At 72.7% G+C, this 25,658-nt stretch carries 23 protein-coding genes; 15 read left to right on the top strand and 8 right to left on the bottom strand.

From position 1 onward, the window contains the following. Positions 1–136 precede the first annotated feature (136 nt). The 5 genes from ACFC09_RS09920 (at position 137) to ACFC09_RS09940 (ending at position 5,430) form a co-directional block, all read left to right on the top strand. Complete coding sequence (locus ACFC09_RS09920; protein ID WP_376525441.1) at positions 137–1,408, top strand: sensor histidine kinase; 1,272 nt, start codon at positions 137–139, stop codon at positions 1,406–1,408. Further along, entirely contained in the window at positions 1,381–2,040 is a 660-nt protein-coding gene (locus tag ACFC09_RS09925) for a response regulator (RefSeq protein WP_376525638.1), read from the top strand. The genes ACFC09_RS09920 and ACFC09_RS09925 overlap by 28 nt, the downstream gene beginning before the upstream one ends. 357 nt (positions 2,041–2,397) lie before the next feature. Further along, positions 2,398–3,837, top strand: a complete 1,440-nt coding sequence (locus ACFC09_RS09930; RefSeq protein ID WP_376525442.1) for a DUF2252 domain-containing protein — start codon at positions 2,398–2,400, stop codon at positions 3,835–3,837. A 187-nt stretch (positions 3,838–4,024) separates the two neighbouring features. Next, a complete protein-coding gene (locus ACFC09_RS09935; protein ID WP_376525443.1) occupies positions 4,025–4,837 on the top strand; it encodes a hypothetical protein in 813 nt (270 codons plus the stop codon). A gap of 263 nt (positions 4,838–5,100) precedes the next feature. Beyond that, positions 5,101–5,430 carry a rhodanese-like domain-containing protein gene (locus tag ACFC09_RS09940; protein WP_376525640.1) on the top strand — a complete coding sequence of 110 codons (330 nt, stop codon included), beginning with the start codon at positions 5,101–5,103 and terminating at the stop codon, positions 5,428–5,430. Between the two features lie 32 nt (positions 5,431–5,462). Here ACFC09_RS09940 and ACFC09_RS09945 read toward each other — a convergent pair whose 3' ends face one another. The 6 genes from ACFC09_RS09945 to paaA form a co-directional block, all read right to left on the bottom strand. After that, the gene (locus ACFC09_RS09945; RefSeq protein ID WP_376525444.1) at positions 5,463–6,596 is read right to left on the bottom strand and encodes an acyl-CoA dehydrogenase family protein; all 1,134 of its coding nucleotides are present in this window, start codon (positions 6,594–6,596) and stop codon (positions 5,463–5,465) included. A gap of 292 nt (positions 6,597–6,888) precedes the next feature. Continuing rightward, a complete protein-coding gene (locus ACFC09_RS09950) occupies positions 6,889–7,953 on the bottom strand; it encodes a 2Fe-2S iron-sulfur cluster-binding protein (protein ID WP_376525445.1) in 1,065 nt (354 codons plus the stop codon). Beyond that, positions 7,953–8,567 (bottom strand): 1,2-phenylacetyl-CoA epoxidase subunit PaaD, encoded by a 615-nt coding sequence (gene paaD / locus ACFC09_RS09955; RefSeq protein ID WP_376525446.1) that lies wholly within the window; start codon positions 8,565–8,567, stop codon positions 7,953–7,955. The genes ACFC09_RS09950 and paaD overlap by 1 nt, the downstream gene beginning before the upstream one ends. Continuing rightward, entirely contained in the window at positions 8,561–9,355 is a 795-nt protein-coding gene (gene paaC, locus ACFC09_RS09960) for a 1,2-phenylacetyl-CoA epoxidase subunit PaaC (RefSeq protein ID WP_376525447.1), read from the bottom strand. Before paaC ends, paaD begins: the two co-directional genes overlap by 7 nt. Next, positions 9,352–9,639: a 1,2-phenylacetyl-CoA epoxidase subunit PaaB gene (gene paaB / locus ACFC09_RS09965; RefSeq protein ID WP_094218582.1), complete on the bottom strand. Its 288-nt coding sequence runs from the start codon at positions 9,637–9,639 to the stop codon at positions 9,352–9,354. The genes paaC and paaB overlap by 4 nt, the downstream gene beginning before the upstream one ends. Beyond that, positions 9,636–10,658, bottom strand: coding sequence for a 1,2-phenylacetyl-CoA epoxidase subunit PaaA (gene paaA, locus ACFC09_RS09970; protein ID WP_376525448.1), 1,023 nt, complete (start codon positions 10,656–10,658; stop codon positions 9,636–9,638). The genes paaB and paaA overlap by 4 nt, the downstream gene beginning before the upstream one ends. Before the next feature lie 457 nt (positions 10,659–11,115). On the opposite strand from paaA, the gene ACFC09_RS09975 reads away from it, so the two are divergent. The 3 genes from ACFC09_RS09975 (at position 11,116) to ACFC09_RS09985 (ending at position 14,644) form a co-directional block, all read left to right on the top strand. Beyond that, on the top strand, positions 11,116–12,237 hold the full coding sequence (locus ACFC09_RS09975; protein ID WP_376525449.1) for a DUF5819 family protein: 1,122 nt from the start codon (positions 11,116–11,118) through the stop codon (positions 12,235–12,237). After that, positions 12,234–13,574, top strand: a complete 1,341-nt coding sequence (locus ACFC09_RS09980; protein ID WP_376525450.1) for an HTTM domain-containing protein — start codon at positions 12,234–12,236, stop codon at positions 13,572–13,574. Before ACFC09_RS09975 ends, ACFC09_RS09980 begins: the two co-directional genes overlap by 4 nt. Before the next feature lie 314 nt (positions 13,575–13,888). Continuing rightward, complete coding sequence (locus ACFC09_RS09985; protein ID WP_376525452.1) at positions 13,889–14,644, top strand: TrmH family RNA methyltransferase; 756 nt, start codon at positions 13,889–13,891, stop codon at positions 14,642–14,644. 290 nt (positions 14,645–14,934) lie between these two features. On the opposite strand, the gene paaN is transcribed toward ACFC09_RS09985, so the two are convergent. After that, the gene (paaN, locus tag ACFC09_RS09990; protein WP_376525453.1) at positions 14,935–16,626 is read right to left on the bottom strand and encodes a phenylacetic acid degradation protein PaaN; all 1,692 of its coding nucleotides are present in this window, start codon (positions 16,624–16,626) and stop codon (positions 14,935–14,937) included. 160 nt (positions 16,627–16,786) lie between these two features. Here paaN and ACFC09_RS09995 point away from each other — a divergent pair, with 160 nt between their 5' ends. After that, entirely contained in the window at positions 16,787–18,304 is a 1,518-nt protein-coding gene (locus tag ACFC09_RS09995) for a 3-hydroxyacyl-CoA dehydrogenase (protein ID WP_376525454.1), read from the top strand. After that, positions 18,301–18,888, top strand: a complete 588-nt coding sequence (locus ACFC09_RS10000; RefSeq protein WP_376525456.1) for a TetR/AcrR family transcriptional regulator — start codon at positions 18,301–18,303, stop codon at positions 18,886–18,888. The genes ACFC09_RS09995 and ACFC09_RS10000 overlap by 4 nt, the downstream gene beginning before the upstream one ends. 2 nt (positions 18,889–18,890) lie before the next feature. Here ACFC09_RS10000 and ACFC09_RS10005 read toward each other — a convergent pair whose 3' ends face one another. Then, on the bottom strand, positions 18,891–19,376 hold the full coding sequence (locus ACFC09_RS10005) for an Lrp/AsnC family transcriptional regulator (RefSeq protein WP_376525642.1): 486 nt from the start codon (positions 19,374–19,376) through the stop codon (positions 18,891–18,893). Positions 19,377–19,566: 190 nt separating this feature from the next. On the opposite strand from ACFC09_RS10005, the gene pdhA reads away from it, so the two are divergent. The 5 genes from pdhA to ACFC09_RS10030 all read left to right on the top strand — a co-directional run bounded on the left by pdhA (position 19,567) and on the right by ACFC09_RS10030 (position 25,610). Further along, entirely contained in the window at positions 19,567–20,727 is a 1,161-nt protein-coding gene (pdhA, locus tag ACFC09_RS10010) for a pyruvate dehydrogenase (acetyl-transferring) E1 component subunit alpha (protein ID WP_376525458.1), read from the top strand. Continuing rightward, entirely contained in the window at positions 20,724–21,728 is a 1,005-nt protein-coding gene (locus tag ACFC09_RS10015) for an alpha-ketoacid dehydrogenase subunit beta (RefSeq protein WP_376525459.1), read from the top strand. Before pdhA ends, ACFC09_RS10015 begins: the two co-directional genes overlap by 4 nt. Continuing rightward, entirely contained in the window at positions 21,728–23,152 is a 1,425-nt protein-coding gene (locus ACFC09_RS10020; RefSeq protein WP_376525461.1) for a dihydrolipoamide acetyltransferase family protein, read from the top strand. The genes ACFC09_RS10015 and ACFC09_RS10020 overlap by 1 nt, the downstream gene beginning before the upstream one ends. 119 nt (positions 23,153–23,271) lie before the next feature. Continuing rightward, positions 23,272–24,237, top strand: a complete 966-nt coding sequence (locus ACFC09_RS10025) for an NTP transferase domain-containing protein (RefSeq protein WP_376525463.1) — start codon at positions 23,272–23,274, stop codon at positions 24,235–24,237. Beyond that, positions 24,234–25,610 carry a molybdopterin molybdotransferase MoeA gene (locus tag ACFC09_RS10030; RefSeq protein ID WP_376525464.1) on the top strand — a complete coding sequence of 459 codons (1,377 nt, stop codon included), beginning with the start codon at positions 24,234–24,236 and terminating at the stop codon, positions 25,608–25,610. Before ACFC09_RS10025 ends, ACFC09_RS10030 begins: the two co-directional genes overlap by 4 nt. The last annotated feature ends 48 nt before the right edge of the window (positions 25,611–25,658 follow it).

Below are 25,658 nucleotides of genomic sequence, written 5' to 3' on the forward strand. Positions count from 1 at the left end.
ATGGCCCGGCACCGGCGGACCTCCTACCGTGCTCCCCATGCACCCCCGGAACGTGAGGCACCCGCACCCCCGGAACCCGAGGCACCCGCACCCCCGGACCCTGGGGCACCCGCACCCCCGGAACGTGTGGCAGGCCATGTCCCGCACCGGCTTCGTGCTGTCGCCGTGGCCGTGGCGTTCGGCCGCGTACCTGCTCTCCGGCGCGGTGTGCGGCGCCGTCGCCCTGGTGGGGATCGTGACCACCGGGGTGGTGGGCGGCGCACTCGCCATCGTGCTGGTGGGGCTGCCGCTCCTCGTTCTCACCGCCCTGGCCGGCATCCCGGTGGCCCGGCTGGAACGCCGCAGGCTGCGCCTCGTCGACCAGGACCCGGCACCCGGCCGGTACGCCGCACCCGCCGCCACGGGCCTGCGGGCCTGGCTGACGACCCGGTTGCGTGAGCGGACGACCTGGCGGGAACTCGGCCACGCCCTGCTGTTCGCGGGCCTGCTGTGGCCGGTCGACGCCCTCGCGATCACGGTCGGGCTGCTCTTTCCGCTCTCCGTGGCCGCGACACCGCTGCTGCTGGCCACGGCCGGCGACGGCCAGGAGACCAAGGTGCTCAAGCAGTGGACGGTCACCACCTGGCCGGCCGCGTTCGCCGTCGCCGCGCTCGGGCTCGCCCTCCTGGCCGTCGGCGCCTACGTCCTGGGGCTGACGGCCGGCGCCCGCGCCGAACTGACCCGGCTGCTGATCGCACCACGAGACGGTGACCTGGGCGCCAAGGTGGTCGAACTCACCCGCTCCCGCGCCCGGTTGGTGGACGCCTTCGAGGCGGAACGGCGCCGCATCGAACGCGACCTGCACGACGGAGCCCAACAACGCCTCGTCGCCCTGACGATGACACTCGGACTGGCCCGCCTGGACGCACCGCCCGGTCCGCTCGCGGACCAACTCGCCAAGGCACACGGCGAAGCCGGCCGGGCCCTCGCCGAACTGCGCGAACTCATCCACGGCATCCACCCCCAGGTGCTCGCCGACTACGGCCTGGAAGCCGCCGTCGCCGACGCCGCGGACCGCTCCCCGATCCCCGTGGACGTCGCCCTCGAACTCCCCGGACGCCTGCCCCGGCCCATCGAGGCGGCCGCCTACTTCGTCGTCTGCGAGGCCCTCTCCAACATCGCCAAGCACAGCGAGGCGACCCACGCCGTGGTGACCGGCGGCCACCACGACGGACGGTTGCACGTACGGGTGCGCGACGACGGCCGAGGCGGCGCCGACGCCACCGCCGGCACCGGCCTCACCGGACTCGCGGACCGGGTGGCGGTCCTCGATGGCAGACTTTCCCTGTCCAGTCCGCCGGCCGGACCGACCCTGCTGAGTGTGGAGTTTCCTTGCGAACCCTGCGGGCCGAGCGACCACTGCGCATAGTGCTCGCCGAGGACAGCGTCCTGCTGCGCGAAGGACTCGTCGGCCTGCTCGGCCGCTTCGGCCACGACGTCGTCGCGGCGGTCGGCGACGCCGGCGCACTGGTCACCGCGACCGAGGAACACTCCCCCGACATCGTCGTGACCGACGTCCGTATGCCCCCCGGATTCCAGGACGAGGGCCTGCACGCGGCGGTACGCCTGCGGGAGGCCACCCCCGCCCTGCCCGTCCTCGTCCTCAGCCAGTACGTGCAGCACAGGTACGCCGGCGAACTCCTCGACTCCGGAACCGGATCGGGCGTCGGATACCTGCTCAAGGACCGCGTCGGACAGGTCGAGGAGTTCGTGGACGCCCTGTGCGAGGTCGCCGCCGGCGGCACGGTCGTCGACCCGGAGGTCGTACGACAACTGCTGCGCCGCCGCCGCGACCCGCTGGAGCGGCTCACCCCACGCGAACGAGAAGTCCTCGCCCTGGTCGCGGAGGGCAGGTCGAACGGCGCGATCGCCCGCGAACTCGTCGTGACCGAAGCGGCCGTGGGCAAGCACATCGGCGGCATCCTCACCAAACTGGACCTCCCCCCGGCGGACGACACCCACCGCAGAGTGCTGGCGGTCCTGGCCTATCTGAGGGCCTGAGCCCCCGGTCCCGGCGGCCCGCCGACGCCGTTGTCCACAACCGCGGGCTTGTCCACAGGTCCTGACGCGGCCCCGGCCACCGGCGGTACGGTCGGCACAAGTTGATGTTCGTACATGCACGGGAGGGCGGTCGCGGTGACCGAGGCGGGGGCGGAAGTGACGGGTACGAGTACGAGTACTGATACGGATTCGGGTACGGGTACGGGTACCGCGAACGGGGCGGCAGCGGCGGGCACCGTGACCGGGAGCGGGGCGGCAGCAACCGGCCCGGCGACCGGTGACGGGGCGCGAGCCACGGGCCCGGCGACCGGGAACGGGGCCGGGGTCGGGGTCGGTGCCCGTGTCGGTGTCACGGTGGTGAGTACCGCGCCCGGGGCCGGGGCGCAGGCCGCCGGCACCGCGACCGGAGTGGGACGCAGGCTTCCCCCGGTGCGCGGCTTCGCCCCATGGCCGTCGCCGGGCTCACCGAAAACAGAGGGCAAGGCACTGCGGGCGAGCGTCCCACGCCGTACACACAGCGCCCTCGACCTGGACGCCGCCCGCCCCGACGCGCTGAGCGCCGTCGAGGAGTCCAACCGGGGCCGCATACCCGACCTCACACCGATACGCGTGGGCAGGATGGCGGCGACGCCCTTCGCCTTCCTGCGCGGCTCGGCCGGCCTCATGGCCTACGACCTGGCCCGCACCCCCACCACCAGGATCGCCGCCCAGCTCTGCGGCGACGCGCACGCGGCCAACTTCGGCCTGTACGGAGACGCCCGCGGCAGCCTCGTCATCGACCTGAACGACTTCGACGAGACGATCCACGGCCCCTGGGAGTGGGACCTCAAACGGCTCGCCGCCTCGCTGGTGCTGGCCGGCCGCGAGGCGGGCGCCGACGAGGACACCTGCCGCGCCGCGGCGCACGACACGGTGGGCGCCTACCGGCGCACCATGCGACTGCTGGCCAAGCTGCCGGTCCTGGACGCCTGGAACGCGATCGCGGACGAGGAACTGGTCTCCCACACCGACGCCCACGACCTGCTGGGCACACTGGAGCGGGTCTCGCAGAAGGCCCGCGCCAACACCAGCGGGCGGTTCGCGGCGCGGTCCACCGAAGCCGTCGACGAGGGCGGGCGCCGGTTCGTCGACGCATCACCCGTGCTGCGCCGCATACCGGACGCCGAGGCGGCGCAGGTGGCGGCATCCCTGGAGACCTATGTGACCACCCTGTCCGAGGACCGACTGCCGCTGCTCGCCCGGCACGCGGTGCACGACGTGGCGTTCCGGGTGGTCGGCACGGGCAGCGTGGGCACCCGCTCCTACGTCGTCCTGCTCCTGGACCACCGGGGCGAGCCGCTGGTCCTACAGGTGAAGGAGGCCCGTCCTTCAGCGCTGGTCCCGCATCTGGCCACGGCCGGCTTCGAGACGCCGTCCGTCGACCACGAGGGCTGGCGGGTCGTGCTGGGGCAGAAGCGCATGCAGGTGGTCAGCGACATCCTGCTGGGCTGGACGACGGTGGACGGCCGTCCCTTCCAGGTCCGTCAGTTCCGCAACCGCAAGGGCAGCGTCGACCCCGCCGCACTCGCCCCAGACCAGATCGACGACTACGGCCGTATGACCGGTGCCCTGCTGGCCCGCGCCCACTCCCACAGCGTCGACCCGCGCCTGATCGCGGGCTACTGCGGCAAGAACGAGGAGCTGGACGAGGCGATAGCCGGATTCGCGGTCGCCTACGCCGACCGCACCGAGGCGGACCACGCGGAACTGGTGGCGGCGGTAAGGACAGGACGCATCGCCGCTGACAGCGGGGTGTGAGGAGGGGGCGGGTTTTTTGGGGTGGGCGGGGGATGGGGGAGGGGAGGGAGGGGGAGGGGGAGGGGGGAGGGAGAGGGGCCCGTACGGAAGGTGCGCGGTGTGGCAGCCCGGATGCCTGATTCCCGGCGGTGAGCGCGGGATCGGTGCTCGGGTCCCGACGGTCGGGGGTGTGGCCTAGGCTGGCCCGGTGACGACCCCGGAAGCTGAGCAGTCCCAGGAGCCCCGGCCCGAGGAGCGGCTGGAGCGGGCCGTACGGGCTGCTGAGCAAGCGCTGATCGAGTTCGAGATCGCGGTGGAGACCTTCCGCATCGAGGTCGAGAACTTCTCCCGGCTGCACGAGCAGAAGCTGGGCCCGATGTATGCCCGGCTGGAGGAGCTGGAGGCCAGGATCGCCGAGGCCAGAGCCGCCCGGTCCGGTGATCCCGAGGACCTGCGCGCTGCCGAGGAGGCCCGTGCCCGGGTCATGCCCATGCCCGGCGTGGAGGATCTGCTGCACGGCTGGATGGACGGGACCGGTCTTTTCCCGGAGGCCGCCGCGATGCTCACCGACCAGGCGGTCCGGCCCCCGCAGCGGGTACGTCCCAGCGAGGAGGCCCGCCGCCTCTACCGCGAGCTGGCCCGCAAGGCCCACCCGGATCTCGCGCAGGAGAAGGACGAGCGGGAGCGGCGTGAGGAGTTCATCACCCGCGTCAACACCGCCTACGCCCGCGGCGACGAGGCGCTGCTGCGTGAACTGGCCGAGGAGTGGGCCGCGGGCCCGGCACCCGCCGATCCGGTCCCGAGCCGCAGCGAGGAGCTGTACGCCCGGCTGGAGTGGTTGGACCAGCGCAAGGAACTGCTCACCATGGTCGCCCGTGAACTGGAGGACGGTGCGATCGCGGCCATGCTCCGGCTGGCCCCCGACAACCCCGACGCTCTGCTGGAGGAGATCGCCGAGCGGCTTCGGGGCGATGTGGCCCGACGGGAGGCGGAGCTGGCGGAACTCCTGGCGCAGGAATAGCCCGCCCGGCCCCGTCCTGACGGCCTGCGCGATCTCCGACGGCCTTCGTACCTCCCGACGGGCTCCGTACTCCCGATGGCCTTCGTACTTCCCGACGGGCTCCGTACTCGCGACGGCCTTCGTGCTTCCCGACGCTCGTGCTCCCTGATGGACGTGCTTCCTGATGGCCATCGTGATTCCCGACGGTCTTCGGAATCCCCCTGTGTACTTCGGGTCCGCGATGCCCTTCGGGTAGCGTCGGCGGCATGAGTTTCGGAGCTGGTGTGCCCACGGTCGAGGTCGCGGACCTCAAGAGCGACGACTTCCTGCTGGACGTCCGCGAGGACGACGAGTGGCAGGCGGGCCATGCCGAGGGAGCACTGCACATTCCCATCAGCGACTTCGTGGCCCGGTACGGGGAACTGACCGAGGCCGCCCCGCAGGACGGCCGGGTCCATGTGATCTGTCGTTCCGGAGGGCGCTCGGCCCAGGTCACCATGTATCTGGTCCAGCAGGGCGTCGACGCCGTGAACGTCGACGGCGGCATGCAGGTTTGGGAGGCCGTCGGCCGCCCGGTCGTCACCGACGGGTGTCAGCCCGGTCACGTGCTGTAGACGGCGTGGGCGGTGTGTGCGCGGGCGGCCCGTCAGCTCAGTGGATGCGCCGCCAGCAGGTCGCCCAGCGCCTCCTCGTGTGCCGCCGCCGGGCCTAGCGAGAGTTCCAGGTGCTTGGCCCAGGCGTGGTAGCGGTGCAGGGAGTAGTCGGTGTCGGCGCCGAACCCGCCGTGCAGGTGCTGTGCCGTCTGTACCACCCGTCGGACGCCTTCCGACGCCCAGATCTTCGCCACGGCGATGTCCCCGGTGACGGGCAGCGGACCCGGTGCCCCGGAACTGATCCGCCAGGCGGCCTGCCACAGCGTGGCCTCCATGGCACGCAGGTCGATGAAGCGGTCGGCGGCCTGGACGGCGACGGCCTGGAAGGTCGCGATCGGGTGCCCGAACTGCTCGCGCTTGCTCGCGTACGTGCTGGTCATCTCAAGGACCCGCTCGCCCAGCCCGAGCGCGAGCGCACACGTCCCGATGGTCAGCAGCCCACGCAGCCACTCCCATGCCCCGTCGGTGTCGATGACGTGGCGCGCCGTGATCCGCGTGGCTTCCAGGCGCAGTTCGCCCAGCCGCTCTCCGTTGGTGGAGAACTGCTCGGCGAGGGAGACGCCGTCGTGATCGCGGGGGACCAGCGCGAGGACGGTACGGCCGGCCTCGGAGTGCGCGGGGACCAGAATGAGATCGGCGCCGTACGCCCATGACACCGCCGTCTGCACTCCGTCCAGCACCCATGCGTCGCCGTCCGGCCGTGCGGTGACGGCCAGTTCGGCCGGGTCGTGGCCGCTGCGCCCGCTTGCGGCGACGGTGAGGACGAGGGCGCCGCGTCCGGCCCGCGGCAGCAGTTCGGCCGCCAACTCCTTTCCACCGTAGATCTGTACGGCCGCGGCGGCGGCGCTGCTCTCCAACAGGGGTACCCGCGCGAGCACTTTCGCGGATTCCCGCAGCACCAGGCAGAGGGCGATGGCGTCCAGACCCGCCCCGTCGTGCTCCGCGTCGAGCAGCAGGCTCAGCAGGTCCGCCTCGGCCAGCCGGGTCCACAGTGGCCGGTCGAAGTCCTCGGCGACGGCACCCGTGGTGAGCGCGGGGCTCGGCACCGCGTCCGGCGCCACCCCGGCGAACACCCCCGCGGCCGCTTCGGCCGCCGCCAGTTGTTCCTCGGTGAAGGTGAAGTCCACGGTTCTGTCCTCCCGGCGGCTCCGCTCATCTGACGGATCGTCAAGATAGAACAGGTTCTAGGAGAAGGGAACGGTCCGCCGTCGGTCCGTCGGTCCGTCGGTCCGTCGGTGCGCCGGTGTGCCGGTGTGCCGGGCGCAGCTTCGCCGGGCAGTGGCCGCCGTCGCCGGTCCGGGCCGCTGGTCCGGGCCACCAGTCAGCGTCACCGGCCGGTGTGGCCGGCTGGCGTGACCGGTCCGGTCCACTTCGGCGGGCTGGAAGGCCGGACGGCAGGCGGTGGTGGGGACGTGGCGGTCAGCGGTCGAAGTCCAGTTCCACCTCTTCCGTCACCGGATGCGACTGGCAGGCCAGCACGTATCCGGCCGCTGTCTCCTCCGACTCCAGGGCGAAGTTGCGGTCCATGCGGACCTCGCCCGAGACCAGGAAGGCCCGGCAGGTCCCGCACACGCCGCCCTTGCAGGCGTAGGGCGCGTCGGGCCGGTTGCGCAGCACCGTCTCCAGCAGTGACTCCCCGTCCCGGACCGGCCAGGTTCCGCCGCGTCCGTCGAGCCGGGCGGTCACGGTGCTGTGAGCGGGGGCCGAGACGGTCACCTTCGGTGCCGGAGCCGCGTCCACGTGGAAGATCTCCTCGTGGATCCGTGCCCGGTCCACTCCGAGATCGCGCAGCGCCCGCTCCGCGCCCTGCACCAACCCGTACGGACCGCACAGGAACCATCCGGCAACCGCGTCCACCGGCAGCAGTGCGGGCAGCAGCCCTGTCAGCCGCTCCCGGTCCAGCCGCCCGGAGGGCAGGCCAGCCTGCTGCTCCTCCCGTGAGAGCACCGTCACCAGGTGCATCCGCTGCGGATAGCTGTCCTTCAGGTCGGCGACCTCCTCCAGGAACATCGTCGAGGCGGCCGTACGGTCACTGCGTATCAGGCAGAACCGGGCATTCGGTTCACGTGCCAGCAGCGTCGAGGCGATCGACAGCACCGGGGTGATGCCGCTGCCGCCGACGACTGCCGCGTAGAGTCCCGGGGCCGGTTCCAGGGTGAAGCGTCCGGCCGGGGTCATCACCTCCAGCTCGTCGCCGACGTTGATTTCTTTCAGCGCGTACGTCGAGAAGGTGCCGCCCTCCACCAGCCGCACCCCGACCCGCAGGGTGGACGGGCCTTCGTCGCCGGGTGCGGGAGCGGGGGAGCAGATCGAGTAGGTCCGCCGGATGTCCAGCCCGTCTGCCCGGTGGCGCAGGGCGAGGTGCTGGCCGGGTGCGTGCCGGTACTCCTCGCGCAGCCCTGGCGGTACGGCGAGGGTGAGGGCCACGGAGTCGTCGGTGAGCCGGTCGACCGCGGCCACCGGGAGCGGGTGGAAGCGGGCCATCACAACTCCTTGAAGTGGTCGAACGGTTCACGGCAGGCCAGGCAGCGGCGCAGCGCCTTGCAGGCGGTGGAGGAGAACCGGCTCAGCAGTTCGGTGTCGGCCGATCCGCAGTGCGGACAAGGGATGGCGGCCGGTGCGTCGGCTGTGGCGGTTGAGTTCGCGTCCTCCGGTGTTTCCAGCGTTTCCGGTGCTTGTGGTGCTTGTGGTGCCTTCGATGTGCCGGTGTGTGTCCGGGTCGGGGCGAGGGTGAGTGGTACCGGACCGGAGCCGTGCCGCACGCGTGGGGGAGCGATGCCGGACTCGTGCAGCTTGCGCCGCCCTTCCTCCGTGATGTCGTCGGTCGACCAGGCGGGCGTGAGCACTGTGCGCACGGTGACCTGGCGCATGCCGTGGTCGCGGAGTATCCGCTCGATGTCGACGGACATGGTCTCCATGGCGGGACAGCCGGTGTAGGTGGGGGTCAGCTCCACCTCGACGGCGTCCGTGCCCCGCAGGTGCACGGCGCGTACCACGCCCAGCTCGCGGAGGGTGAGCACGGGCAGTTCGGGGTCGGGCACCGAGCCCGCGAGGTCGAGGAGTTCCGCTTCCAGCGGTGTTGCCGTCGTCGTCACCATGATGCCCCCGGGTGGCTGCGGTGCAGGTGCTGCATCTCGGCGAGCATCCGCCCGAACGGCTCGGTGTGCAGGCCCTGCCGGCCCGCGCCCGCCGACCAGGCGCCGGTGCGCGGCCCCTCGGGGACCGTGAGGGTGGCCCGGCGCAGCACGTCCTGGACGGACTCCAGCCAGGCCGCCTCCATGACGGTTCGGTCGGTGTCCAGGCCCGCCACCGGCTGGAACATCTCCCCGGTGAACCGCCACAGGGCATCGCATGCGCGTGTCATCCGCTCATGGCTGACCTCGGTGCCGTCGCCGAGCCGCACGGTCCACTGCTCGGCGTGGTCGCGGTGGTAGGCGACCTCCTTGACGGCCTTGGCGGCGAGGGGCGCGAACGGACCGTCGCCGACGGCCAGTTCCGTGTACAGCAGGTGCTGGTAGGTGGAGAAGTACAGCTGGCGGACGATGGTGTGGGCGAAGTCGCCGTTGGGCTGTTCGACCAACTGGAGGTTGCGGAAGGCGCGCTCCTCGCGCAGGTAGGCGAGTTCGTCCTCGTCGCCCGCCATCGACAGCAGCACGCGGGCCTGACCGAGCAGGTCGAGTGCGATGTTGGCGAGTGCGACCTCCTCCTCCAGGACGGGCGCGTGGCCCGCCCACTCCCCCAGGCGGTGCGAGAGCACCAGGGCGTCGTCCCCGAGCGCGAGCGCGGCGGCCGTGGGCGTGGCCGGGCCGGGCCCGGGTGCGGTGGTCGCGGTCGGCGCGGACTCGGTGGGCGTGGGCTCGGTGGGCGTGGGCTGGGTGGTGGTCACAGGTGCTTCACCCCCTCCGGGATCTCGTAGAAGGTGGGGTGCCGGTAGGGCTTGTCCGCGGCGGGTTCGAAGAAGGGGTCCTTCTCGTCGGGCGAGGACGCGGTGATCGCGGCTGCCGGGACGACCCAGATGGAGACGCCCTCGCCGCGCCGGGTGTACAGGTCGCGGGCGTTGCGCAGGGCCAGTTCCGCGTCCGGGGCGTGCAGGCTGCCGGCGTGGGTGTGGGAGAGCCCGCGGCGGGAGCGTACGAAGACCTCCCACAGGGGCCAGTCGGTGTTCGTCATGCCCGCGCTCCTCCGCTCCGGCCGGACCCGGCCGTGCCGCTGTGCTTCGCGGCATGGGCCGCGGCCGCTTCCCGTACCCACGCGCCTTCGTCGTGTGCCTGGCGGCGTTGGGTGATCCGTTGTTCGTTGCACGGGCCGTTGCCCTTGAGGACCTCCCAGAACTCCGTCCAGTCGATCGGGCCGAAGTCGTGGTGCCCCCGTTCCTTGTTCCACCGCAGGTCCGGGTCGGGGAGGGTGAGGCCGAGGGATTCGGCCTGCGGGACGCAGATGTCGACGAAGCGCTGCCGAAGCTCGTCGTTCGAATGGCGCTTGATCTTCCAGGCCATCGACTGCGCCGAGTGCTGGGACGCGTCGTCGGGCGGGCCGAACATCATCAGGGACGGCCACCACCAGCGGTCCACCGCGTCCTGCGCCATTGCGTGCTGCTCGGGAGTGCCGTTGCTGAGGGCCATCAGCAGTTCGTATCCCTGGCGCTGGTGGAAGGACTCCTCCTTGCAGATGCGGACCATCGCTCGTGCGTAAGGGCCGTAGGAGCAGCGGCACAGCGGCACCTGGTTGGTGATCGCCGCGCCGTCCACCAGCCAGCCGATCGCGCCGACGTCCGCCCAGGTCAGCGTGGGGTAGTTGAAGATCGAGGAGTACTTCTGGCGGCCGGTGTGCAGCTTGTCGAGCAGTTCGTCGCGGCCGGTGCCGAGGGTTTCGGCGGCGCTGTACAGGTACAGGCCGTGGCCTGCCTCGTCCTGGACCTTGGCCATCAGGATGGCCTTGCGGCGCAGGGAAGGGGCGCGGGTGATCCAGTTGGCCTCGGGCTGCATGCCGATGATCTCGGAGTGGGCGTGCTGGGCGATCTGCCTGACCAGCGTCGCGCGATAGGCGTCGGGCATCCAGTCACGGGGCTCGATGCGCTCGTCCGCGGCCACTGCGGCGTCGAAGGCACGCTCGTACACCGTCGTGTCGGCGGCGCCCTCGCTGTCGTACGCCTCGGCGCGGGCTGTGCCCTGGGCGGCTGCTGTGGCCATGCGGTCCCCCTGACCTCGGGCTCTTTCGGAAATTCGGAACCGACCGATCGTTCGGTCCGTGCGATTCCATGGTGGGCGAGCCGCCGTGAGGTGTCAACCGCTGTGGACAACTCCGCCCACGGCCGCGCCCGCGCCCACGCCCATGTCCACGCAGACGCCCATGCCGACGCCGACGCGCATGCCGCGGTCCGTGGACCAGAACCTGTGGACAACTCTCTGTGGACAACCGAGGACCGTGGGTCTGCGCGGGGCGGCCCCGGTCCCGTGCCGGGCCGACTGGCCCGGTACGGACGTGGCAGTGGCGACGGCAACGCCCGCGAGCTGTGCCTCGGGGCTGCGCCGAATGGGTGGAGCTGAGTACCGTTCCGTGCGAACGCCGAGCAAGTAGGGTTCGCCGGGCGGCGCGGTGACCCGCGGCGACGGCCGGACGACGAAGCGGGATGGGGAACGGGGCGGAATGGACGCGTACGACAAGGACTCGCACGCCCAGCGGGGGCCGGACGGGTCGGGCGAGGCGCGTCGGGCGGAAGGTCCGGGCGGCCCCCGCGACCCCGCGTCGTACAGCCCCGAAGCCGAAGCCGAAGCCGAGGCGCAGGCCGGAGCCGGGAGCCTCAGGGCCGAGGCCGAGACCGAGACCGGGGACTTCGGAACCGGAGCCGGAGCCGAAGCCGAAGGAGCCCGAGCCGGAGCCGAAGGAGGCCGGGCCGGAGCCGAAGGAGCCCAGGCCGGGGACCGTGTCGACGGTGCCGTGGGAAATGCCGGAGGCGCGGTCGTGGTGCGGCCGCGGTCCGGGTGGGACGGGCCGCCGGGCGGGAGACGACCGGATGGCTCCCCCGGAGAGGACGGCGCGCCCTCCTTCGGAGCTGGCGCGCCCTCCTTCGGAGCCGGCGCGGTCTCCTCGGACGACAGTTCCTCGTCCCCGGCCGCCCCGCGCACCGGAGTGGCCGCGCTCTCCCCGCGGTACCAGATCGGTGCCGCCCTGGCTCTCGCGATCGTCGCCCTCGCCGCGTGCGTGCATCTCGGAATGGTGTTCCTGAGCCTCGCGCCCGCCAACACCCTGACGAAGCAGCACGGCGAGGCGATACAGGACTGGGTCCTTCCGGAGTTCGAGCAGAACTGGAAGCTGTTCGCGCCGAACCCGTTGCAGCAGAACATCGCCGTCGAGGTCCGTGCGGAGACCCGCACGGCCGACGGTGACACCGCGACGACCGGCTGGTACGACCTGTCCGCGCAGGACGGCCGGGCGATCGACGGCAACCTGCTGCCCAGCCACACCCGGCAGAACGAACTCCGCAGGGCCTGGGACTTCTTCGTCGCCACGCACGACGGCGACAACCGTCCCGTAGGACTTCGTGGCGCGCTCTCCGAGCAGTACGTACGGCGGATAGCGGTGCTGCGTCTGCAGCGGCAGGACGCGGCGGGCCGCGCGGGGTCCATAGAGATGATCCAGATCCGCTCGCGCACCACCAGCGTGCCGCCGCCCGAGTGGAGCGACGAGCAAGTCTCCGACAAGCCCGTCTACCGCGTACTGCCCTGGTGGACGGTCACGACCGACGAGGCCGCGGGGGGTGTGCGGTGAACCGCCTCGTGCCGTCGGTCTCGCGCGCGATCGCGCATGTCACCGGATCCTCGCTCGGCCCCTACCAGTCCGCCGTCATCCGCATCGGCTTCTCGGCGACCTGGCTGCTGTTCCTGCTGCGTGAGTTCCCGCACCGCCAGGAACTGTACGGGCCCGACGGCCCCTGGAGCTGGTCCCTGGGCAAGCAGCTGACCGCGGACAACGGCGCCTTCTCGGCGCTGCTGTGGTCGAACGGGCAACTCTGGTTCGAGGTCTGCTACCTGCTCGCCGTCGTCTCCAGCGTGCTCCTGCTGCTCGGCTGGCGCTCGCGCACGTCGTCGGTGCTGTTCATGGTCGGCGTGCTCTCGTTGCAGAACCGCAGCGTCTTCGTCGGCGACGGCGGCGACAACGTGCTGCACCTGATGGCCATCTACCTGGTGTTCACGCGTTGCGCTCAGGTGTGGTCCCTCGACGCACGGCGGGTGGCGCGCGAACGTGCGGCACGCGCGCGTGGGGAGCGGGTGACCGACCGGCTGGGACCGGTCCTGTGGGTGGGTCTCGGCCTGGTACTGGCCGCCGTGACCCTGGGCGGCCGGTTCGACACCGGCTGGCTGGTGCCCGCGCTGCTGTGGACGGTGTGGGCGGTGCTGGGGCTGTGGTGGCTGGTGGGACGGTTCGGGCCGACGTCCGAGTCCCGGACCCTGCTGGACGTGATCGCCAGCATCGTGCACAACGGCGCCCTGCTCGTGATCATGGTCGAGGCGTGCCTGATCTATGCCACGGCCGGCTGGTACAAGATCCAGGGCTCACGCTGGCAGGACGGCACCGCGGTCTACTACCCGCTGCAACTCGACTACTTCTCGCCCTGGCCCGCCCTCGCCAACCTGCTGTCAGTCAGCGGCGTCCTGGTCATGCTGGTGACGTACGGGACGGTCATGGTGCAGGTCGCCTTCCCGTTCACGCTGTTCAACCGGCGGGTCAAGAACGTTCTCCTGGTCGGGATGATGATCGAGCACCTGGCGATCGCCGTCCTCCTGGGGCTGCCGTTCTTCTCGCTGGCGATGATCGCCGCGGACTCGGTCTTCCTGCCGACGTCGTTCCTGCGCCGCCTCGGCGGCTGGGTGGCACGCGTACCCTTCGTCCGGTTTGGCGGCACCGGCCGCGCCAAGCCGGTGCCCGCACCGGAATCGGTGCCCGCACCGGAATCGGTGCCCGCACCGGAATCGGTGCCCGCACCGGAATCGGTGCCGGTGCCGGTATCGATGTCGGAGTCGGCACCGGACCCCGGACCGGAACCGAGGCCGCAGTCCCCCTCGGAGCAGGAACCGCAGTCGCAGTTGCGGTCGCCGTCGCCGTAGGGATCGGAGCGGGCCGCCGGGGCCCGGTGGCGGCGGCCGCGCCCGGACCGGACAGGACCGTCGTGGCCTCACGCGCACGCCGGCCGCCCGTCGGCGCGGGCCGCCAGCCGTAGCCGGCCCCCTGTCGTAGTCGGTCGCCCGTCGGCGCGGGCCCCCTGTCGTAGCCGCCCCCTGTCGAAGCCGGCAACCCGTGGTAACCGGCCGCCAGTCGCCGCGGGCTGCCTGTCGGTGCAGGCCATCCCGCCTCGCCTGCCTCCCCTCGTCGTGGCCCGCACCCCCGAAGGCGCCATACCCGCACGCGTAGGCTTCCCGGCATGACCGACCCCGTGACCCTGTGGCGCGAGCGCGCCGGCGGTGCCGTGCTGCTCGACGGCTTCCACGCCCTCAAGCACGCCCTGCGCTTCGGGGCCGAGGTTCCGGTGGCCGTCACCACGGACCGGCGGGCGGCGCTGACGCTGGCCGAGGAGCTGGCCGCGGACGTGCGGGAGGTGCTGGACGCCCTGCTGGCCGAGGTGCCGGAAGGGACGTACGCGTCACTGGTGCCGCGTCCGCATCCGACCGCGGTCGCCGCCCTGGCCGTACGGCCGTCCCGGGAGGCCGGTCTGCGGACGCTCGCCCGCACACCCCGTCGGGCGCCCGTCGTGGTGCTCGACAACCCGCGCAACCTCGGCAACACGGGGGCCGTGATCCGGCTCGCCGCCGGTTTCGGTGCCACCGGGGTCGTCACCACCGGCACCCTCGACCCCTGGCATCCCACCGTCGTACGCGGCGGTGCGGGCTTGCACTTCGCGACCGTGGTGGAGCGGCTGGCCGTCGAGGAACTGCCGCCCGGACCGCTGTTCGCCCTCGATCCCGAGGGCGAGGACATCCGGGGTACGAAGCTGCCGGACGACGCCGTGCTGGCCTTCGGCTCGGAGCGCAGCGGGCTGTCCGCCGAACTGCGCGCGCGTGCCGACCGGTTGCTGGCCCTGCCGATGCGCCCCCAGGTCTCCAGTTACAACCTCGCCACCAGTGTGGCGATGACGCTGTACCACTGGAGCGCCGTCGGGGGCGCGTCGCCGCCCGCCTGAGCGCGCACCGCCGGACGGGCCGTTACGCCGCCCGCAAGGTCCCTGCACGCCAGGACGCGTGTCTGTCGGCACACGTGCGCGTCAGGCCCGGAGGCGCGGGCTCCGTCCGAGCCGGCGACCGTCCCCGCTGCCGCTGCCGCTGCCGCTGCCGCTGCCGCTGCCGTTGCCGCTGCCGCCACCGCCACGGTCGGGTCCGGGTCCGGGGCCGGGGCCGGTCGCGAGCGCTCCTCCCCCTACGAGGTGGGGCGCACCCGCTCCGGCCCAGTGGGGTTCGGGCCTCCCGACGGCTCTCAGACCTCCTGGCGCACCTCCACCACCCGGAAGCGGCCCGCGACGAACGCGCCGTCGCACAGTGCCGCGTTGGCCGCCGGGTTGCCGCCGGAGCCGTGGAAATCGGAGAAGGCGGCGGTCTGGTTGACGTACACCCCGCCGGTGAGGTTGAAGGACAGCTGGGCGGCCTCCTCCAGGCAGACCTCCTGGACGGCCTCCTCGACCTCCGGGTCGGTCGTGTACGCGCCGACGGTCATGGCGCCCTTGTCGCGGATGGTGCGCCGCAGCAACTCGACAGCGTCGGCCGCCGAGTCGACGGCGACGGCGAAGGAGACGGGCCCGAAGCACTCGCTCATGTAGGCGGCCTCGTCGTCCGGCTTGGCGCCGTCCAGCTTGACGATCACGGGCGTGCGGACGATCGCCTGCGGGAAGTCGGGGTTGTCGATCTCGCGGGAGGCGAGGGCGACCTCGCCGAGTCCGGCGGCGGCCTCCAGGCGGGCCTTGACGTCGGGGTTGACGATGGCGCCGAGCAGGGCGTTCGCGCGGGCGTCGTCGCCGAGCAGGCCGTCGACCGCGCGGGCGAGGTCGGCGACCACCTCGTCGAAGGTCTTGGGGCCCTCGTCGGTGCGGATGCCGTCCCGGGGGATGAGCAGGTTCTGCGGGGTGGTGCACATCTGGCCGCTGTACAGGGACAGTGAGAACGCCAGGTTGGACAGCATGCCCCGGTAGGCGTCGGTCGACTCGACGAGGACCGTGTTGACGCCGGCCTTCTCCGTGTAGACCTGCGCCTGGCGGGCGTTGGCCTCCAGCCAGTCGCCGAACGAGGTGGAGCCCGTGTAGTCGATGATCCTGATCTCCGGGCGGGTGGCCAGGGTCTTCGCGATGCCCTCGCCGGGGCGCTCGGCGGCCAGTGCCACCAGGTTCGGGTCGAAGCCCGCCTCGGCCAGCACCTCGCGGGCGACCCGCACGGTGAGCGCGAGCGGCAGCATCGCGCGCGGGTGCGGTTTCACCAGGACTGCGTTGCCGGTGGCGAGGGAGGCGAACAGGCCCGGGTAGCCGTTCCAGGTGGGGAAGGTGTTGCAGCCGACGACCAGTGCGATGCCGCGCGGGACCGGGGTGAACCGCTTGGTCAGCTTGAGCGGGTCGCGCTTGCCCTGGGGCTTGGTCCACTCGGCCGTGCCGGGCGTGCGGACCTGTTCCGCGTACGCGTACGCCACCGCCTCCAGGCCGCGGTCCTGGGCGTGCGGGCCGCCCGCCTGGAACGCCATCATGAACGCCTGGCCGCTGGTGTGCATCACCGCGTGCGCGAACTCGTGGGTCCGGGCGCTGATGCGCGCGAGGATCTCCAGGCAGACCACCGCGCGGGTCTCGGGGCCCGCGTCCCGCCAGGCGCGCTGACCGGCCTTCATCGCGGGCAGCAGCGTGTCGAGGTCCGGGTGCGGGTAGGTCACGCCCAGCTCGATGCCGTACGGCGAGACCTCGCCGCCGACCCAGTCGTCGGTGCCGGGCTGGCCCAGGTCGAGGCGGGTGCCGCGGACGGCGTCGAAGGCGGCCTTGCCCGCGGCCGCGTCCAGGCTGCCGTGCTCGCCGTACGCCTTCGGGTGCTCGGGGTGCGGGGACCAGTACGCGCGCGTGCGGATGGCCTCCAGCGCCTGGTCGAGGGTGGGCCGGTGCTTGGCGGTCAGTGCGTGCTCGGTCGGTTGGGCGGCCATGCGGGACCAACTCCTCGTCTCAAGAGCTCGTCGTCGAGCTCATGACCTGTGCGGAAACATGGGCAGGGACGCTCCGTCAGGGTTAGAGTAACCGAACGATCGGTCGGGACAAGGGGGTCCGCCGCATCTGTGGAAAACGTCGTGCGGGAGGATCGCGCACATGACAGGACTCGACCTCAGCAGCCCCGTGGCCGTCGTCGGCACCGGCACCATGGGTCAGGGCATCGCCCAGGTCGCGCTGGTCGCGGGCCACCTGGTACGGCTGTACGACGCCGTCCCCGGGCGGGCCGGGGAAGCAGCCGCCGCGATCGGTGCCCGCCTCGACCGGCTCGTCGAGAAGGACCGGCTCACCGGGGCCGAGCGGGACGCGGCCCGGGCCCGGCTGCTGCCCGCCGAGAGCCCGGCCGAACTCGCCGACTGCGCGCTGATCGTCGAGGCCGTGCTGGAGCGCCTGGACGTCAAGCAGGACCTGCTGCGCGAGCTGGAGAACATCGTCACCGAGGACTGCCTGCTCGCCACCAACACCTCGTCCCTGTCGGTGACGGCCATCGGCGGCGCCCTGCGTGCCCCCGGACGCCTGGTGGGCCTGCACTTCTTCAACCCGGCCCCGCTGCTGCCGCTGGTCGAGGTCGTCTCCGGGTTCGCCACCGACGTCTCCTCCGCCACGCGCGCGTACGAGATGGCGCGGGCCTGGGGCAAGACTCCGGTGGCCTGCGCGGACACCCCGGGCTTCATCGTCAACCGGATAGCCAGGCCCTTCTACGCCGAGGCGTTCGCGGTCCACGAGGCGCAGGCCGCCGACCCCGCCACCATCGACGCCGTCCTGCGTGAGTGCGGCGGCTTCCGGATGGGCGCCTTCGAGCTGACCGATCTCATCGGCCAGGACGTCAACGAGTCCGTCTCGCACTCCGTGTGGCAGTCGTTCTTCCAGGACGTGCGTTTCACGCCCTCGCTCGCGCAGCGCCGGCTCGTCGAGTCCGGCCGGCTCGGCCGCAAGTCGGGGCACGGCTGGTACGAGTACGGCGCGGACGCCGAGCGTCCCGAGCCGCACACCGCCGAGCCGCGGCGGGCGCCCGCGTACGTCGTCGCCGAGGGCGACCTGGGCCCGGCGGCCGAACTCCTCGGGCTGATCCACGAGGCCGGCATCCAGGTCCGCCAGGAGGACGAGGACCACGGCAGCCGCCTGGTGCTGCCCGGCGGCGGCCAGCTGGCCCTCGCCGACGGCCAGACCTCGGTGGAGTTCCGGGACGTCGTCTACTTCGACCTCGCGATGGACTACCGCAGCGCCACCCGCATCGCCCTGTCCGCCTCCCAGGACACCTCCCCGCAGACCGTCGCCGAGGCCATCGGCCTCTTCCAGGCGCTCGGCAAGACCGTCAGCGTCATCGGTGACGTGCCCGGCATGATCGTCGCCCGTACGGTGGCGCGGATCATCGACCTCGCGCATGACGCCGTGGCCAAGGGCGTCGCCACCGAGGAGGACATCGACACCGCGATGCGCCTCGGCGTCAACTACCCCCTCGGCCCCTTCGAATGGAGCCGCAGGCTCGGCCGCAGCTGGGCCTACGACCTCCTGGACGACCTGCACCTGCGCGACCCCTCCGGCCGCTACGCGCCGTCCCTCGCGCTCTACCGCCACGCGTACGCCACCGACAAGCGGGAGGGCAGCACCTCATGACCACCGTCAGGCGTGACACGTACACTCCCGAGACCCTGCTCTCCGTGGCCGTCCAGGTGTTCAACGAGCGCGGCTACGACGGCACGTCGATGGAGCACCTGTCCAAGGCGGCCGGCATCTCCAAGTCGTCGATCTACCACCACGTCGCGGGCAAGGAGGAACTGCTGCGGCGTGCCGTCAGCCGGGCGCTCGACGGCCTCTTCGGCATCCTCGACGAGGAGCACGCGCGCGTGGGGCGGGCCGTGGAGCGCCTGGAGTACGTCGTACGGCGCATGGTCGAGGTCCTCATAGCCGAGCTGCCCTATGTGACGCTGCTGCTGCGCGTGCGCGGCAACACCGCCACCGAGCGCTGGGCCCTGGAGCGGCGCCGCGACTTCGACCACCGGGTGGCCGCGCTGCTCAAGGCCGCCGCCGACGAAGGCGACGTGCGCGAGGACGTGGACGTGCGGCTCGCGACCCGGCTGGTCTTCGGAATGATCAACTCGATCGTGGAGTGGTACCGGCCCGACGGGCGCGGCGTCGCCGAGCGGGAGGTGGCCGACGCGGTGGTGCGCCTCGTCTTCTCCGGGCTGCGCCGCGACTGACGTCAGCCGCTCGGCTCCAGGTCCTCCTCCTCGAACACCAGCAGCGTGCGTGTGCTCAGCACCTCCGGGATCGCCTGGAGCCGGGTGAGCACCAGCTCGCGCAGCGCCCTGTTGTCCGGCGTGTGCACCAGGAGCAGCACGTCGAAATCGCCGCCCACCAGCGCGATGTGGGAGGCCCCGGGCAGCTCGCGCAACTGCTCGCGTACCGTGCGCCAGGAGTTCTGCACGATTGTCAGGGTGATGTACGCCGATGTGCCCTGACCTGCCCGTTCGTGGTCGACACGGGCGCCGAAGCCGCGGATGACACCGTCCTCTATGAGGCGGTTGATACGGGCGTAGGCGTTGGCGCGCGAGACGTGGACGCGTTCGGCGACGGACCGTATCGACGCCCGGCCGTCCGACTGGAGGATCCGCAGGATGTCCTGATCGATGGCGTCCAGCGGGCGCGGGGGCGGCAGTGCGGCACCGGCCTCGGGGCCTTCGGCCATTTGTTCAGGTGCCATGTCCCCCTGCCTCCCTAGCATGGACGTACTGCGTTCATTGCAAGTTGTGGAGAACCGTTTGTCCACAGCCTGAAGCCGCCTGTAGCCAAAATGTGTCGGCGACCGAACAATCGTCAGGTGAGGCGGGTCACCGACGACACGCCTCCCGTAGCCGTTCCCACGAGGAGGTGCCGTCATGACGGTCATGGAGCAGCGGGGCGCGTACCGGCCTTCGCCGCCGCCCGCCTGGCAGCCCCGTCTGGACCCCGCACCGCTGCTGCCCGACGCCGAGCCCCACCGCGTCCTCGGTACCGAGGCGGCCGCCCGGACCGATCCCGGACTGCTCCTTCGGCTGTACGCGCTGCTGGTGCGCGGCCGCCGCTACAACACCCAGGCCACCGCCCTCACCAAGCAGGGCCGACTCGCCGTCTATCCCTCCAGCACCGGCCAGGAGGCATGCGAGGTCGCCGCCGCGCTGGTCCTGGAGGACCGCGACTGGCTCTTCCCCAGCTATCGCGACACCCTCGCCGTCGTCGCCCGCGGTGTCGACCCCGTCGAGGCCCTCACCCTGCTGCGCGGCGACTGGCACACCGGCTACGACCCCTACGCGCACCGTGTGGCCCCGCTGAGCACCCCGCTCGCCACCCAGCTGCCGCATGCGGTCGGCCTCGCCCACGCCGCCCGCCTCAAGGGCGACGACGTGGTCGCGCTCGCCATGGTCGGCGACGGCGGCACCAGCGAGGGCGACTTCCACGAGGCGCTGAACTTCGCCGCCGTCTGGCAGGCACCGGTCGTCTTCCTGGTCCAGAACAACGGCTTCGCGATCTCCGTCCCGCTCGCCAAGCAGACCGCCGCGCCCTCCCTGGCCCACAAGGCCGTCGGGTACGGCATGCCGGGCCGGCTGGTCGACGGCAACGACGCCGCCGCCGTGCACCAGGTCCTCGCCGACGCCGTACGACGCGCGCGCGAGGGCGGCGGCCCGACGCTCGTCGAGGCGGTCACCTACCGCATCGACGCCCACACCAACGCCGACGACGCGACCCGCTACCGTGGCGACGCCGACGTCGAGGCATGGCGCGCCCACGACCCGGTCCTGCTCCTTGAGCGGGAGCTGACCGGCCGCGGGCTGCTCGACGAGGACGGTGTCACGGCCGCCCGCGAGGACGCCGAGGCGATGGCCGCGGACCTGCGCGAGCGCATGAACCAGGACCCCGCGCTCGACCCCATGGACCTGTTCGCCCACGTCCACGCGACGCCCACCCCGCAACTGCGCGAGCAGCAGGCCCTCCTGCGGGCCGAACTGGACGCCGAGGCGGGCACCGGGACGGTCGCAGGGCCGGAAGGCGGTGACCGATGACCACCGTCGCGGTCAAACCCGCCACCATGGCGCAGGCCCTCACGCGCGCGTTGCGCGACGCGATGGCCGCCGACCCCGCCGTGCACGTCATGGGCGAGGACGTCGGCACGCTCGGCGGAGTTTTCCGGGTCACCGACGGGCTCGCCCGGGAGTTCGGCGACGAGCGCTGCACGGACACCCCGCTGGCCGAGGCCGGCATCCTCGGCGCGGCCGTCGGCATGGCGATGTACGGGCTGCGTCCGGTCGTGGAGATGCAGTTCGACGCCTTCGCCTACCCGGCGTTCGAACAGCTCGTCAGCCATGTGGCCCGGATGCGCAACCGCACCCGCGGGGCGATGCCCCTGCCGATCACCGTCCGCATCCCCTACGGCGGCGGCATCGGCGGGGTCGAGCACCACAGCGACTCCTCCGAGGCGTACTACATGGCGACTCCGGGGCTCCATGTCGTCACGCCCGCCACCGTCGCCGACGCCTACGGGCTGCTGCGCGCCGCCATCGCCTCCGACGACCCGGTCGTCTTCCTCGAACCCAAGCGGCTGTACTGGGCCAAGGCCACCTGGAACCCGGAGCGGCCCACGGCCGTCGAACCACTGGGCCGCGCGGTGGTGCGCCGCTCCGGCCGCACCGCCACGCTGATCACGTACGGGCCGTCCGTGCCGGTCTGCCTGGAGGCCGCGGAGGCGGCGCGGGCGGAGGGCTGGGACCTCGAAGTCGTCGACCTGCGCTCGCTGGCGCCGTTCGACGACGAGACGGTCTGCGCCTCGGTCCGGCGGACCGGGCGCGCGGTCGTGGTGCACGAGTCGGGCGGGTACGGCGGGCCGGGCGGGGAGATCGCGGCGCGGGTCACCGAGCGCTGCTTCCACCATCTGGAGGCGCCGGTGCTGCGCGTGGCCGGGTTCGACATCCCGTATCCGCCGCCGATGCTGGAGCGGTACCACCTGCCCGGTGTCGACCGGATCCTGGACGCCGTGGCACGGCTGCAATGGGAGGCCGAAGGCTGATGGCACAGGTGCTGGAGTTCAAGCTCCCCGACCTCGGGGAGGGGCTGACCGAGGCGGAGGTCGTCCGCTGGCTGGTCGAGGTCGGTGACGTGGTCGTCGTCGACCAGCCGGTCGTCGAGGTCGAGACGGCCAAGGCGATGGTCGAGGTGCCGTGCCCGTACGGCGGCGTGGTCACGGCCCGCTTCGGCGAGGAGGGTGCCGAACTGCCCGTGGGGTCGCCGTTGCTGATGGTCGCGGTGGGGTCTACCTCCACCGACACTCCGGGCGGCGAGTCGGAGGGCTCGGGAAACGTCCTGGTCGGCTACGGCACGGGGGCGCCTCCGGCGCGGCGGCGCCGGGTACGGTCGGCGCCCGGCGCGGCGGTGTCCACGACGGCTGCCGGTACCGGTGCGGTGGCCACGGCACCCGTGCGCGGTGCCGTACGGCCCGCCGAGGGCCCCGTACCCGTGATCTCCCCCCTGGTCCGCCGGCTCGCCCGGGACAACGGGGTGGATCTGCGCCGGCTGACCGGCTCCGGTCCCGACGGGCTGATCCTGCGGGCGGACGTCGAGCAGGCGCTCCGCGCCGCCGCGGCGGGTGGCACGCCCACCGCGGATGTGACGGCCGGCCTGCCCACCTCGGCCCCGAGCGCCCCGGCCGCCGCAGCCGCCCCGGTGTCGGCCGCACCGGGCACCGGACCTGTCCCCGCTCCGGTCGCTCCGGGGGCGACCGGGCCTGCCCCGGCGGCGGCCGCCGCGGCCACCCGCATCCCTCTCAAGGGCATGCGCGCAACCGTCGCCGACAAGCTGTCCCGCAGTCGCCGGGAGATCCCGGACGCGACCTGCTGGGTGGACGCGGACGCGACCGAACTCCTCGGCGCGCGGGCGGCGATGAACGCGGCGGGCGGGCCGAAGATCTCCCTCCTCGCGCTCCTCGCCCGGATCTGCACCGCCGCCCTGGCCCGGTTCCCCGAGCTGAACTCCACCGTCGACGCCGAGGCCCGGGAGATCGTCCGGCTCGACCGCGTCCACCTCGGATTCGCCGCACAGACCGAGCGCGGCCTGGTCGTGCCCGTCGTACGCGACGCGCACGCGCGGGACGCCGAGGGACTGACGGCGGAATTCGCCCGGCTGACCGAGGCCGCCCGTTCCGGCACGCTGACCCCCGGGGAGCTGACCGGCGGCACCTTCACGCTGAACAACTACGGAGTGTTCGGCGTCGACGGCTCCACACCGATCATCAACCACCCCGAGGCGGCCATGCTGGGCGTCGGCCGTATCGCCGCCAAGCCCTGGGTGCACGAGGGCGAGCTGGCCGTGCGGCAGGTCGTCCAGCTCTCGTTCACCTTCGACCACCGGGTGTGCGACGGCGGCACCGCGGGCGGCTTCCTGCGGTATGTCGCGGACTGCGTGGAACAGCCGGCGGTGCTGCTGCGGACGCTGTGATCATGCGGTGATCCAGGCGGCACCCCCGGCCGCCCCCGCGCAAGCCCCCAGACGTTCCCCGCGGATCACGTCCGCCCGGATCGGTTCCCTGTGATCAGCGCGGCACGCATACTCGGAGGGTGACCGACAACGCCCCCGCCGCCGCGACGACAGTGCCGTACGACGCCGTCGTCCTGGCGGGCGGCGCCGCCCGGCGGCTCGGCGGGGTCGACAAACCCGGCCTGCGGGTCGGCGGGCGGCCCCTGCTCGACCGGGTGCTGGCCGCTTGCGTCACGGCCCGCACGACCGTCGTCGTGGCCGACCCCCGCCCCACCGCGCGCCCCGTGCGCTGGGTGCGCGAGGAACCCCCGGGCGCCGGACCGGTCGCCGCGCTCGACGCCGGGCTGCGGCACACCGAGGCGGAGTACGCGGTCGTCCTCTCCGCCGACCTGCCGTTCCTCGCAGCGGCCACGGTGGGCGGACTGCTGAACGCACTCGTGTCCCGTGGCACCGAGGGGGCGCTGGTCACCGACGTGGACGGCCGCGACCAGCCGCTCGTGGCCGCGTACCGCACGAGCGCGCTGCGCCGCGGACTCGCGGCGCTCGCCGACGCGCACGGCAGCCTCACCGGGCTGCCGCTGCGCAGGCTCACCGGCGCGCTCGACCTCACCCGCGTCCCGGACCCGCTCGCGTCCTTCGACTGCGACACCTGGGACGACATCGCCACCGCCAGGGCACGGATCAGGGAGCATGGGCACGTGTTGGATGAATGGATCTCCGCAGTCAAGGACGAGCTGGGCATCGACCTGGACGTCGACACCGGCGTACTGCTCGACCTGGCCCGTGACGCCGCCCACGGGGTGGCCCGCCCCGCCGCCCCGCTGACCACCTTCCTCGTCGGCTACGCCGCCGCCCAGGGCAAGGGCGGCCCCGAGGCGGTCGCCGACGCCGCCCGCAAGGCCGCCGCGCTGGCGCTGCGCTGGGAGGAAGAGGCCGAGCAGTCGGAGGCCGCGCGGGCAGCCGAACCGGCGGAACGGAACGACGTCGCGCGGGCCGAGGCACCACGCCCCGCCGACCAGCCCGATCCGGGCTCGCACACCGGATGACGGCCCGCGGCATCCGGGCCGACGGGCCCACCGAGGACATGGACGACCTCGACGTCGAGGAGGCGCTCGCCCTCGTGAGGGAGCACAGGCAACCCAGCAGACCCGGCGACGGCCACGGCTCCGGCTCCGCCTCCGCAGGCCAGGTGCCCGCACCCGCCCCGACGCACGAGCACCGGGCCACCCCCTGGCCGCGGGCCCGGGAGATCGCCGCGCGCGCCGCCCGGTCCGGCACCCGCCGCACCCCGGTCTCGGTGCCGCTCGCCGGTGCCCTCGGCCTGGTTCTCGCCGCCCCGCTCGACGCGCTCAGCGACCTCCCCTCCTTCGACACGTCCGCGATGGACGGCTGGGCGGTCGCCGGGCCCGGCCCCTGGTCCGTCCGGGACGAGGGCGTGCTGGCCGGCCAGGCGCAGCCCGAACCGCTGACCGACGGCGAGGCGGTGCGCATCGCGACCGGCGCCCGCGTCCCGGCGGACACGACCGCGGTCCTGCGCTCCGAACACGGCCGCACCGACCCCAAGGGGCGCCTGTACGCCGGACGTGAGGTAGGCCACGGCCAGGACATCCGCCCACGCGGCCAGGAGTGCCGCACCGGAGACCAACTGCTGCCCGTCGGCACCCTGATCACCCCCGCGGTCCTGGGCCTCGCGGCCGCCGCCGGATACGACACCGTCACCGTCGTCCCCCGCCCGCGTGCCGAGGTGTTCGTCCTGGGCGACGAACTGCTCACCAAAGGACTGCCGCACGACGGTCTGATCCGCGACGCGCTCGGTCCGATGGTGCCGCCCTGGCTGCGGGCCCTCGGCGCCGAGGTCATCGCCGTGCGGCGGCTGGGGGACGACGCCCAGGCACTCCGGAAGGCCATCGCCCTCTCCGACGCGGACCTCGTGGTCACCACCGGCGGCACCGCGGCCGGCCCGGTCGACCATGTCCACCCCACCCTGGCCCGCATCGGCGCCGAACTTCTCATCGACGGGGTCAAGGTGCGCCCCGGCCACCCCATGCTGCTGGCCCGCACCAAGGAGAACCAGCACCTCGTCGGTCTCCCCGGAAACCCTCTTGCGGCTGTCTCGGGCCTGCTCACCCTGGCCGAGCCCCTGGTGCGCACCCTGGCCGTCCACCCCGCTCCCGAGCCGTATGCGCTGCCCTTGTGGGAGGCGGTGCACGGGCATCCGTACGACACCCGGCTGGTCCCCGTCGTGGTGCGCGGCGACCGTGCCATGCCGCTGCATTACAGCGGTCCGGCCATGCTGCGCGGTATCGCCGCCGCCGACGCGCTGGCGGTCGTGCCGCCGGGCGGGGCGGAACGGGGCCAGGAGACGGAACTGCTCGACCTGCCGTGGGCATCCGCGGGGATCGGGGTGTGTTTCACGTGAAACGTCCACGCCGCGGCGTCAGGGCCTGACGATCTTCGTCCGCGCTCC

The sequence above is a fragment of the Streptomyces sp. NPDC056161 genome (genome assembly GCF_042268025.1).
In the GTDB taxonomy this organism is placed as follows: domain Bacteria; phylum Actinomycetota; class Actinomycetes; order Streptomycetales; family Streptomycetaceae; genus Streptomyces.

Coding starts and splice junctions, on each gene's coding strand:
- ACFC09_RS09920 (WP_376525441.1), top strand. CDS start 137: ATGTCCCGCACCGGCTTCGTGCTGTCGCCGTGGCCGTGGCGTTCGGCC.
- ACFC09_RS09950 (WP_376525445.1), bottom strand. CDS start 7,953: ATGGCCCGCTTCCACCCGCTCCCGGTGGCCGCGGTCGACCGGCTCACC.
- paaD (WP_376525446.1), bottom strand. CDS start 8,567: ATGGTGACGACGACGGCAACACCGCTGGAAGCGGAACTCCTCGACCTC.
- paaB (WP_094218582.1), bottom strand. CDS start 9,639: ATGACGAACACCGACTGGCCCCTGTGGGAGGTCTTCGTACGCTCCCGC.
- paaA (WP_376525448.1), bottom strand. CDS start 10,658: ATGGCCACAGCAGCCGCCCAGGGCACAGCCCGCGCCGAGGCGTACGAC.
- ACFC09_RS09975 (WP_376525449.1), top strand. CDS start 11,116: ATGGACGCGTACGACAAGGACTCGCACGCCCAGCGGGGGCCGGACGGG.
- ACFC09_RS09985 (WP_376525452.1), top strand. CDS start 13,889: ATGACCGACCCCGTGACCCTGTGGCGCGAGCGCGCCGGCGGTGCCGTG.
- paaN (WP_376525453.1), bottom strand. CDS start 16,626: ATGGCCGCCCAACCGACCGAGCACGCACTGACCGCCAAGCACCGGCCC.
- ACFC09_RS09995 (WP_376525454.1), top strand. CDS start 16,787: ATGACAGGACTCGACCTCAGCAGCCCCGTGGCCGTCGTCGGCACCGGC.
- ACFC09_RS10000 (WP_376525456.1), top strand. CDS start 18,301: ATGACCACCGTCAGGCGTGACACGTACACTCCCGAGACCCTGCTCTCC.
- ACFC09_RS10005 (WP_376525642.1), bottom strand. CDS start 19,376: ATGGCCGAAGGCCCCGAGGCCGGTGCCGCACTGCCGCCCCCGCGCCCG.
- pdhA (WP_376525458.1), top strand. CDS start 19,567: ATGACGGTCATGGAGCAGCGGGGCGCGTACCGGCCTTCGCCGCCGCCC.
- ACFC09_RS10015 (WP_376525459.1), top strand. CDS start 20,724: ATGACCACCGTCGCGGTCAAACCCGCCACCATGGCGCAGGCCCTCACG.
- ACFC09_RS10020 (WP_376525461.1), top strand. CDS start 21,728: ATGGCACAGGTGCTGGAGTTCAAGCTCCCCGACCTCGGGGAGGGGCTG.
- ACFC09_RS10030 (WP_376525464.1), top strand. CDS start 24,234: ATGACGGCCCGCGGCATCCGGGCCGACGGGCCCACCGAGGACATGGAC.